This is a genomic window from Pseudomonas kitaguniensis, assembly GCF_009296165.1.
In the GTDB taxonomy this organism is placed as follows: domain Bacteria; phylum Pseudomonadota; class Gammaproteobacteria; order Pseudomonadales; family Pseudomonadaceae; genus Aquipseudomonas; species Aquipseudomonas kitaguniensis.
On sequence record NZ_VUAZ01000051.1, the window covers coordinates 1 to 10,449 of the forward strand.

Annotated in this window: 8 protein-coding genes and 1 pseudogene; 2 read left to right on the forward strand and 7 right to left on the reverse strand. The window is 61.1% G+C overall.

The annotated features are described in order from the left end of the window. Window positions 1–436: 436 nt before the first annotated feature. Together F0169_RS09550 and F0169_RS09555 are read left to right on the forward strand one after the other, a co-directional pair. Window positions 437–2,083, forward strand: a complete 1,647-nt coding sequence (locus tag F0169_RS09550) for an MFS transporter (protein WP_058413409.1) — start codon at window positions 437–439, stop codon at window positions 2,081–2,083. Continuing rightward, entirely contained in the window at window positions 2,080–3,231 is a 1,152-nt protein-coding gene (locus F0169_RS09555) for an HlyD family secretion protein (RefSeq protein ID WP_058413408.1), read from the forward strand. The genes F0169_RS09550 and F0169_RS09555 overlap by 4 nt, the downstream gene beginning before the upstream one ends. Window positions 3,232–3,234: 3 nt before the next feature. On the opposite strand, the pseudogene F0169_RS09560 reads toward F0169_RS09555, so the two are convergent. From F0169_RS09560 to F0169_RS09590, 7 genes and pseudogenes are all read right to left on the reverse strand, one after another. Then, a pseudogene (locus F0169_RS09560) lies at window positions 3,235–4,105 on the reverse strand (aldose 1-epimerase). Between the two features lie 89 nt (window positions 4,106–4,194). Next, entirely contained in the window at window positions 4,195–5,475 is a 1,281-nt protein-coding gene (locus F0169_RS09565; protein WP_099236707.1) for a TRAP transporter large permease, read from the reverse strand. Window position 5,476: 1 nt separating this feature from the next. Beyond that, window positions 5,477–6,004: a TRAP transporter small permease gene (locus F0169_RS09570; RefSeq protein ID WP_152746352.1), complete on the reverse strand. Its 528-nt coding sequence runs from the start codon at window positions 6,002–6,004 to the stop codon at window positions 5,477–5,479. A 74-nt stretch (window positions 6,005–6,078) separates the two neighbouring features. Beyond that, window positions 6,079–7,050: a TRAP transporter substrate-binding protein gene (locus tag F0169_RS09575; protein WP_122250847.1), complete on the reverse strand. Its 972-nt coding sequence runs from the start codon at window positions 7,048–7,050 to the stop codon at window positions 6,079–6,081. Between the two features lie 51 nt (window positions 7,051–7,101). Then, the gene (locus tag F0169_RS09580) at window positions 7,102–7,977 is read right to left on the reverse strand and encodes an SMP-30/gluconolactonase/LRE family protein (RefSeq protein WP_152746353.1); all 876 of its coding nucleotides are present in this window, start codon (window positions 7,975–7,977) and stop codon (window positions 7,102–7,104) included. Window positions 7,978–8,007: 30 nt separating this feature from the next. After that, entirely contained in the window at window positions 8,008–8,832 is an 825-nt protein-coding gene (locus F0169_RS09585; protein WP_058413402.1) for an NAD-dependent epimerase/dehydratase family protein, read from the reverse strand. 221 nt (window positions 8,833–9,053) lie between these two features. Next, window positions 9,054–10,316, reverse strand: a complete 1,263-nt coding sequence (locus tag F0169_RS09590; RefSeq protein ID WP_172979387.1) for an OprD family outer membrane porin — start codon at window positions 10,314–10,316, stop codon at window positions 9,054–9,056. Window positions 10,317–10,449 lie beyond the last annotated feature (133 nt).

The following is a 10,449-nucleotide window of genomic DNA, read 5'->3' on the forward strand; positions in this document are numbered from 1 at the left end:
CGATTGGAATGTTATCCAGAGCGTTGCTCTGAAAAGCGCTTTGTGGGAGTGGGCGTGTATCAGCTACGTATTTGTCGCCTGACACAGCGCCATCGCGAGCAAGCCCGCTCCACAGTTTTGACCGAGTTCGGCTTGTGATCTGGAAGCGCCCCGTTAAACCGCGATGGTCAAACGCATATGACGGAGCGGACGGCCTGAAAGCCGCCCCAACCTCACAAGCAGAACGCTGTCAAAACTGTGGGAGCGGGCTTGCTCGCGATGGCGGTGTATCTGATAAATAGTTCTCAACTGACACACCCAGCGCTCCCACCTTCGAGTGTGCCGCCTGAATAGATCAATTGTGTCCCTGGCATGACAAAATGAACGCCTCTCAGGTTTACTACGCCTGGAGTCAATGCGCCACCGACCTTGCACGTCGGCTCACCAAGGTCATGCAATGGATAAATACACCCCGCACACCTGGCAGCCCCACGAGCGACCGAGCTTGCCGGGTTCGCCGTCGACGCCGTTGCACAGCAACCCAAAGCGCTGGGCGTTCGCGCTGGTGGGCATGCTGGTAGCAATAACCGGTGGGCTCGGCAACGCGCTGGTGATCGCCAACCTGCAATACCTGCAAGGCGCACTCGGCGCGACCACCGCCGAAATGGCCTGGCTGCCCGCCGCCTACGTGATGACCAACGTGTGCATGAACCTGCTGCTGGTCAAGTTTCGCCAGCAATTCGGATTGCGTGCATTTACCGAAGTGTTCCTGGTGCTGTATGCGCTGGTGACCTTCGGCCACTTGTTCGTCAACGACCTGAGTTCGGCCATCGCGGTGCGCGCGGCCCACGGCATGGTGGGCGCGGCGCTGAGTTCGCTGGGGTTGTACTACATGATCCAGGCGTTCCCGGCCAAGTGGCGCATGAAAGCCCTGGTACTCGGGCTGGGCACCGCGCAGTTGGCGCTGCCGCTGGCGCGATTGTTTTCTGAAGATTTGCTGCAAATCGCCGAATGGCGCGGGCTGTACCTGTTTGAGCTGGGCCTCGCGCTGATTTGCCTGGGCTGCGTGTTCCTGCTCAAGTTGCCGCCGGGTGATCGCTTCAAGACCTTTGAAAAGCTCGACTTCCTGACCTTCGGCATTCTCGCCACGGGCGTGGCCTTGCTCTGCGCGGTGCTGTCGCTGGGGCGTATCGACTGGTGGCTGGAAGCCCCGTGGATCGGCGTCGCCTCGGCCTGTTCGCTGGTGCTGATCATGGCCGGCCTGGCCATCGAGCATAACCGCACGAACCCGTTGCTGATGACGCGTTGGCTGGGCAGCGGGGTGATGATTCGCCTGGCGTTGGCGGTGGTGCTGATTCGCATGGTGCTGTCCGAGCAATCCACCGGCGCCGTGGGTTTCATGCAGATGTTGAACATGAGCTACGAGCAGATGCACACGCTGTACGTGGTGATGTTGGCCGGGGCGATTGCCGGGCTGGTGGTCAGTGCGCTGACGATCAACCCGGCGCACCTGCTTATGCCACTGATTATCTCGCTGGCGCTGATGGCCACCGGCTCGGTGATGGACAGTTTTTCGAGCAACCTGACCCGCCCGCAGAACCTCTACATCAGCCAATTCCTGCTAGGCTTTGGCGGCACCTTTTTTCTAGGGCCGACCATGGTGCTGGGCACCCGCAACGTGCTGACCAACCCGCGCAACCTGGTGAGTTTTTCGGTGATGTTCGGTATTTGCCAGAACCTCGGCGGCCTGATTGGCGCGGCGTTGTTGGGCACCTTTCAGATCGTGCGCGAGAAGTACCATTCCAGCATGATCGTTGAGCACCTGACACTGCTTGACCCGCGTGTGGCTGCGCGTGTGCAAAGTGGCGGCGCGGCCTATGGCGGGGTGATCGCCGACCCCGAATTGCGCAACTTGATGGGCATTCGCAGCCTGGCCACGGCGGCCACGCGTGAGGCGAATGTGATGGCCTATAACGATGTGTTCATGTTGATCGCGATCATCGCAGTACTCACCATGACCTGGATCTTTATCCGCAGCCTGTGGCTGATGAGCACCACCAAAGCAGCAGCCCCTCCCGTTCAACCCAGCGGCGTTTCTACATGACCGAAACAACCTCCACCACCACGACCACCAACGCCATCGCTTCGACCCCGGAAGGCACCGCGCCGCCGGGCGCTACCGTGACCGAACCGCGCTCGCTGCGGGTGCGTGTTATCTCGTCGTTAGGCTTTGCCGCGATCGCCATCGTGGGGGTGCTGATCGTGCTGTATGCCTGGCAATTGCCGCCGTTCAGCAGCGCCGTGGAAACCACCGAAAACGCGCTGGTGCGCGGCCAGGTGACGATTATCGGCCCACAACTGAGCGGCTACGTGTTTGAAGTGCCGGTGCAGGACTTTCAGTTCGTCAAGGCCGGCGACCTGCTGGTGCGCCTGGATGACCGCATCTACAAACAGCGCCTTGATCAAGCGCTGGCGCAGCGCGCGGTGCAGAAGGCCGCATTGGCGAATGCGGTGCAGCAACGCAACAGCGCCGAAGCGACGATCAAATTACGCCAGGCCGCGCTGGTCGACAGCCAGGCCCAGGCGCGCAAAAGTACCGCCGACTTGCGCCGCAACGAAGAACTGATCAGTGACGGCTCGGTGTCCAAACGCGAACTCGACGTGACGCGCGCCGCGAATGCGCAGACCGTCGCAGCGGTCGCACAGGCCCAGGCCAACCTCGAAATCGCCCGCCAGGACCTGCAAAGCGTAATCGTCAATCGCGGTTCACTGGAAGCCGCCGTCGCCAGTGCCGATGCGGCCGTGGAGCTGGCGCGCATCGATTTGTCGAACACCCGCATCACCGCGCCGCGTGACGGCCAGTTGGGGCAGATTGGTGTGCGCCTCGGCGCCTACGTTAATTCCGGCGCGCAACTGATGGCGCTGGTACCGCCGCAGTTGTGGGTGATCGCCAACATGAAAGAAACCCAGATGGACAACGTGCAGGTCGGCCAGCCGGTCACCTTCACGGTGGATGCGCTGAACCACCGCAAGTTTCACGGCACGGTGCAGCATATTTCCCCGGCGACCGGTTCCGAGTTCAGCCTGTTGCAGGCCGACAACGCGACCGGCAACTTTGTGAAAATCGCCCAGCGCGTGCCGGTACGGATCAGCGTCGACCCGAATCAGGCCGAGAGTGAGCGCCTGCGCCCGGGGTTATCGGTGGTGGTGAGTATCGACACGGCGGGGCGCTTGAAAAACAGCCCGCCGTGACACTTACACCGTTGGCATGTATTTGAGGTTGAAATTCAGGTGGGTTGATTGGCCGTGTTCCAGCAGTTTTAGCCCCGGCTTGCCCGGCAGGTGATGGGCGTTCACCGGATGACTCACCGGCTCGACACAAAAAAACGCCAGCCCCGGCGGGCAGTACAGCAGAAAGTAATCGGCGCCGCTGGCCTGGCATTCCAGCGTATACCCAAGCTCTGGCTGCTCGATCACACAGCGGCCATCCCACTCGCAAAAGGCATTGTCGACCAGGCCCTCCGGCAGGGTTTTGAGCTGCGCAAAGTCCCACTCATCAGGCACTGGCGCCAGCCCGGTAGGCAGCTTCGACGCTTCGCTCAGCCACACCTGCGCGCTTGGCGTGTAAACGCGTGCCTGGCCTGCGCGGCAAATACGGGTGCAGCCCCACGCCATGCCACGCGGCTTTTTCGGCCAGGTGAGTCACCTGCACGCTGATGCTCAGTTCACCGTTGCGCAACCGAAAACGCTGTTCGGCGCGGTAGGCAAACGGCGCGTCGCACAGCACTTGCAGCACCACCTCATCCGCCGTTTGGCTGACCACCTGCCACGGCTGTTGCCAGGCCGAACCGTGAATCGGCAGTGGATCGGTGAGGCTGTTCGGCGCCAACGCCAGCCAGCCGTCGGGGTTGTCGAAACCGCCGTGGGCGATGCGGTTGGACCACGGCGCCAAGGGATAACAGCCCAGCTTGCCTGGCAGCCCGGTGTTCACAGCCTGCTCATCGCTATGGCGCAGCAGGGGTTGCCCGCTGGCGTGCACCGTCCAGTTAACGATGCTGCCACCCACGGCGGGGGCCAGGGTGAGGTGAGTGAGTTGATCATTGAGTTCGACGAAGTGTGCAGGCATGGGGGTGTCCCGGCGTATGAATTAGAACCAACACGGCAGATAAATAAGGTGGGAGGCAGCAAGCCCCCTCCCACAGTTGATCAAATGGTTTACAGCACCAGGCCTGGCAACCACAGCGACAGCGCCGGGATGTAGGTCACGGCCATCAATACCAGGAACAGCACGCCATAAAATGGCAGCAGCGCTTTCACGGTTTTCTCGATACTGACCTTGCCCACCGCCGCCCCGACAAACAACACCGCGCCCACCGGCGGGGTGATCAGGCCGATACCGAGGTTCACCAGCATGATCATGCCGAAGTGCACCGGGTCGACGCCGATGCCGAGAATCACCGGCAGCAGAATCGGCGTCAGAATCAATATCAGCGGGGCCATGTCCATCACCGTGCCGAGTAGCAGCAGCATGGCGTTGATGCACATCAGGATCACGTAACGGTTGTCTGACAGGGTCAGGAACATCGTGGTGATCTTCGACGGAATCTGCATCAGCGTCATGATGTAGCCGAAGCTTGCGGCGAACGCGATCAATATCATCACGATCGAAATGGTCCGCACCGTGCGGTGCATCAGCTTGGGCAGCTCGCTCCATTTGTAGTCGCGGTAGATGAACATGGTCACGAAGAACGCCCACAACACGGCAATCGCGGCGGACTCGGTGGCGGTGAAAATACCCGACAGGATGCCGCCGAGGATGATCACCATCGCCATCAAGCCCCACAACGCGTCAGCGCAAATTTTCAGCGCCTGCTTCAGCGGGATCACTTCGCCCTTGGGGTAGTCGCGTTTTTTCGCGAAGATCAGGCACAGCACCATCAGGCACGCGCTCATCAACAGGCCCGGCACGATACCGGCCATGAACAGCGAGGCGATGGAGACCGTGCCGCCGGCCGCCAGCGAGTAGAGCACCGAGTTATGGCTGGGCGGCGTCAGCAGCGCCTGCACCGAGCCGCTGATGGTCACCGCCGTGGCGAACTCGCGCGGGTAGCCGCGCCGTTCCATTTCGGGGATCAACACCGAGCCGACCGAGGCGGTGTCGGCCACCGAAGAACCGGAAATCGCACCGAAAAACGTCGAGGCCATGATGTTGACCAACGACAAACCGCCGCGCACGAAGCCCACCAGCACGCCGGCAAAGGCCACCAAGCGGCGCGACATGCCGCCCTCGGCCATGATCGCCCCGGCGAGCACGAAGAACGGAATCGCCATCAGTGAAAACTTGTTCACGCCGCCAGCCACTTGAATCATCAAGGCCTGGAACGGAATATCGATCCACCACGCGCCAATCAGTGCGGAAAGCCCCAAGGCGTAAGCCACCGGCATGCCGATCAGGATCAACGCGATAAAACTGCCCAACAGAATCAATGCGTCCATATCAGGCAGCCCCTTCGCTTTCTTCAACCAGGTCCAAGCGCACCACGCGCCGTTGGCTCTGGTCACCGAGCAGGAGTTTTTCCAGCACGAACACCAGCGTCAGCAGCCCGCCAATCGGGATCGGCATGTACGTCATGCCCACGCGCAGGGTGGGGATGGCGCTCATGAACTGGTTCCAGGTGGACACGCACAGCTTGCTGCCCCAAATCGTCATAAACAGGCAGATGGTCGCCATCAACAGTTGCGAAAAAATGCCGACGAGGCGGCGTTGTTGCGGGGGCAGGCGGTCGGTGATCATCGCCACCGACATATGCGCCCCGGCGCGGTAGCTGGCGGCGGCGCCGATAAAGGTAAACACCAGCATCAGCAGGATGGCGGTAGGCTCGGGCCAACTGGAGCCGGTGCCGAGGATGTAGCGGGCGAAAATGCCCCAGGGAATGATCAGCGCGACCCCCAGAACCGAGAGGCCGGCGACCCAGATGCAGGTCATGTAAATGCGGTCGTTGATGCGCAACACTAAATTCTTCATGGCGTTCACCGTAACCGGGCGCGGCTGGCTACACAGCAGCCAAGCGCGCCGGGCCTGTGCAAGGGCAGGGGAGGTTATTGAACCGCGTCGATGCGCTTGATGGTGTCGGCGTACGCCGCACCGTATTTGGCGCGAACCGCTGCGGTGGCGTCATAGAAGGGTTTTTTGTCGACCGTAATGAACTCGACACCGGCGGCCTTGAGCTTGGTTTCGCTGCTGGCGGACTTGGCGTCCCACAGCACGCGCTCATCGGCTTGGGCGACCTTGGCGGCCTTTTTGACCATGCCCTGTTGCGCAGGCGTGAGCTTGTTCCAGGTGATTTTCGACATCACGATGGGCTCAGGCAATATCAAGTGTTCGGTGAGCGTGTAGAACTTGGCGTTCTGGTAGTGGTTGTGTTCAAGCAGGGTTGGCGGGTTGTTTTCGGCGCCGTCGATCACGCCGGTCTGCAAGGCGCTGAAAATCTCGCCGGTGTCCATGGCGATGCCGTTGGCGCCCATCGCATTAAACGCGTCGATGAACAGCGGGTTGCCTTGCACGCGGATCTTCATGCCTTTGAGGTCTTCGATCTTGCGCACCGGTTTTTTCGTGTAGAGGTTGCGCGTGCCGCCGTCCATCCAGGCCAGGGCCACCAGGCCGAACTCGGAGTCGGTGATCTTGGCGAGCATTTCATCGCCGATTTCGCCGTCGATCACCTTGCGCATGTGCGCCTGGTCGCGGAACACGAACGGCAGGTTGAACACGTTCACGTCCGGCACCACCGGCCCGACGATGCCGAGGCTGACCCGCGCCATCTGGATCGCGCCGACCTGGGCTTGTTCGACCACTTCTTTCTCGGAGCCCAACACGCCGCCGGGGAAGAACTTGAAGGTCAGTTCGCCATTGCTCTCTTTGGTCAGCGCGGCGCCCATGTTCTTCTCGGCGACCACCGTTGGGTAACCGTCGGGGTGGATGTCGGCAAATTTTATCTCCAGCGCGTGGGCGGCGCTGGCACACAGGAGGGTGAGAGGGAGTGCAGCGGCCAGCAAGGTGCGTTTGAAATCCATGGGGTAGCTCTCCAGTCTTGTTATTGTTTTTTTCAAGGCGCAGCGGTGCAGCTAGAGGATAAAACTTGGTTCGGGCAGCCCGGTTACGCCAGGGTTGAGGGCGAACACGCCGCCGGCCAGCGACTGGGCGCTCTGGTCATCACGAATCGAGGTGACGAACAAGGTGTCCAGCCGGCTGCCGCCAAACGCGCACATGGTGGGTTTTTTTACCGGTACGGTGAGGGAACGGTCCAAGCGGCCGTCGGGGGTAAAACGGTGCACCAGCCCGGCGTCGTTGGCGCAGATCCAGTAGCAGCCTTCGGCGTCCACCGCGGCACCGTCGGGGCGACCGAGGAACTGATGCATGTCCACAAACACGCGGCGATTGGACGGCGTGCCGGTGTCGATGTCGTAGTCAAAGGCCCAGATCTGCTGCACCAACGGGTGCGAATCCGAGGCATACATGGTGCGGCCATCCGGGCTGAACGCGAGGCCGTTGAGGGTGATAAACCCGTCTAATTGAGCGTGCGGCGCCGAGCCTGTCGCGTAGCGGTAGAGGATGCCCTCGGCCGCATTCGCCGCCATGTTCAGCACCATGCTGCCGGCCCAAAACCGGCCCTGGCGATCACACCGGCCGTCGTTCAAGCGCATGTCTGCGCGCGGGTGCGCCACACTTGCCAGGGGCGTGGTGTCGAGGCTGCCGTCGTTGTGCGGGGTGAGTTGGAAGAACCCGCTTTCCATCCCCGCAACCCAGTTGCCCGCGGTGGTGCGGGCAATGCATGCGAGCATCTGCGGCGCGGTCCAGGCGGCGACGTGGCCGCTGGCGGCGCTCCAGCGTTGCAAGCCGCCGTTGGGAATATCCACCCAGTACAGCGCGTTTTCCTCTGGCACCCACACCGGGCATTCGCCTACGGCATTCCGGGCGTCGACGATCAATTCAGCATTCATGGCAACTCATTCCGTTGGGTTGATGGGGGTTCAGTCACCAAACGGCCCGGCGGCGCAGAACGCGCCGCCTTGATAGACCTTGGCCGGGTCATCGGCGGCAACCGGTGGCTGGCTTTCGACGTTGGCGCGGAACACTTCGGAGCTGTCTTTGGGGGCAAAACCCAAGTGCGCGGCGTAGCGGTTGTCCCACCAGGTATCGAGGTTATCCGACACGCCGTAGACCACGGTGTGGCCGACATTCGGCGTGTACAGCGCGCGCTCGAGCAACTGGGTCAAGTCATCAAAACTCAGCCAAGTGTGCATCATCCGGCGGTTTTGCGGTTCAGGGAACGAGGAACCAATACGGATGCTCACGGTTTCGATGCCGTAGCGGTCGAAGTAAAAACTCGCCATGTCTTCGCCGTACGACTTGGACAGGCCGTAGTAGCTGTCCGGGCGGCGCGGCGAGTGGGCGTCGATGGTTTCGCCCTGTTTGTAGAAGCCGATCACGTGGTTGGAGCTGGCGAAGATCACACGCTTCACGCCATGCCGGCGCGCGGCTTCGTAAAGATGGAAAACCCCGCAGATGTTCGCGCCAAGGACCTCTTCGAAAGAGCGTTCTACCGAGACGCCACCAAAGTGCAGGATGGCATCGACGCCTTCCACCAAATGGTGCACGGCGTGTTTATCGGCAAGATCGCAGGTCTGTACTTCTTCGGACTCGCTGGCGGCGGGGGCCATGCTGGCGATGTCCGACAGGCGCAGCACCTGCGCGTAAGGGCGCAGGCGTTCGCGCAAGACTTTGCCCAAACCGCCTGCGGCACCGGTGAGCAGCAGGCGGTTGAATGGAACGGGCGTAGTGGTGGTCGTGGTCATGAGGGTTCCATTGTTGTTGTAAGTTGTCGTATGACTATGCCGAAGTATTGGTAGGAATTCGCGACGTTGTCAACGCTCTTGCAGGCGGTGGAACGCCAAATGCGAGAGGCGGCTTGCTGTCGATGGCGGTGTATTATTAATACATTTTGTGACTGACATTACCGCCATCGGGAGCAAGCCCCCTCCCACAGGGAATTTCCCTTGGCGAGGAGGCCGACTGTTTACAGCAGCGAGATCGGGTAGCTGACGAAAATCCGGTTTTCGTCAAATTCATTGGTGCTGAAATCCCGACGCATGGTCGAGTTGCGCCACCGCACGTTCAGGTTTTTCAGCGCGCCACTTTGCACGGTGTAGGCCAGCTCGGATTCGCGGCCCCATTCCTTGCCATCGGTGATCGCCCCGGTGTGCACGTTATCGCCGCTGATGTAACGGTTCATCATAGTCAGCCCCGGCACACCCAGCACCACGAAGTTGAAGTCATGGCGCACTTGCCAGGATTTTTCCTTGGCGTTGTCGTAGCTGGCGTTGTAGCTGTCGTTGGCCAGGGTGCCGCCGCTGGTGCCGTTGATGCGCATCCACGCGCTGTCGCCGGTCAGTTTTTGCAGGCCCACGTAGAAGGTGTGGCCCTGGTACTTGGCCGACAGCAGGGCGAACGCGGTTTTGTTGTCGAGTTCGCCGGCCAAGGCGCTACCGTTTTCCTTGCCGTTGAAGAAGCCCAGGTTGGCGCCCAGGGTCCAGTCGCCGACCGGTTGGCTGTGAGTCAGGTTGAAATACTGTTGTTGGTAAATATCGCTCAGCTCGGCGTACCACACGCCGACTTGGGTGCGCTTGTCGTTGAAGCTGTATTCGCCGCCGCCGAAGTTGAAGCGGTCGGAGGTGAACCCCGCTTTGCCGTTCATGAACATGTCTTCCATGCTCGCGTCGTTGCGCGGGCTGTTACCGCGAAACTGCCCGCCGTAGAGGGTCAGCCCGGCGATTTCATTCGACGTGACCTGGCCGCCACGGAAGGTTTGCGGCAGCGAACGGCCGTCGTCGGAGCGCAGGATCGGCAGCACCGGCATCCATTCGCCGACCTTCAGTTCGGTCTTCGACAGTTTGGTTTTCAGCGCTACACCCAGGCGCCCGAAGTTGTCGGCCGGGCGACCGTCGCTGTGGATGGGCAGTAATTGCGTGCCGCCGGTGCCTTTGCCGCCATCGAGTTTTTGCGAATACAGGCCCAGCACGTCAATCCCGAAACCCACGGCGCCTTGGGTGTAGCCGGACTTGGCGTCGAGAATGAAGTTCTGCGTCCACTCTTCGGCCTTGCCCTGCGCGTTGCCAGGGTTGGTGAAGTTACGGTTGAAGTAGGCGTTACGCAGGTTAAGCGAGGCTTTGGCATCGTCGATGAAGCCTTCGGCGCAGGCGGCGTGGGGCAGGGTGAACGCCAGGCTGGCGAGGCCGATGAGGCCGAGACGCGCAGAGGAATTGCGGGCGAATTGACTCACAGTGAAGCTCCCTATTTTTTTGTTTTTATTATTTGTTATACGTCGTCGTACAACATGGGAGCGGATATTTGCTGTGTTTTTGCGGTGTGTCAATCAGAAGTTATACGATGACCTCCCCGATTTTGTGGGAGCG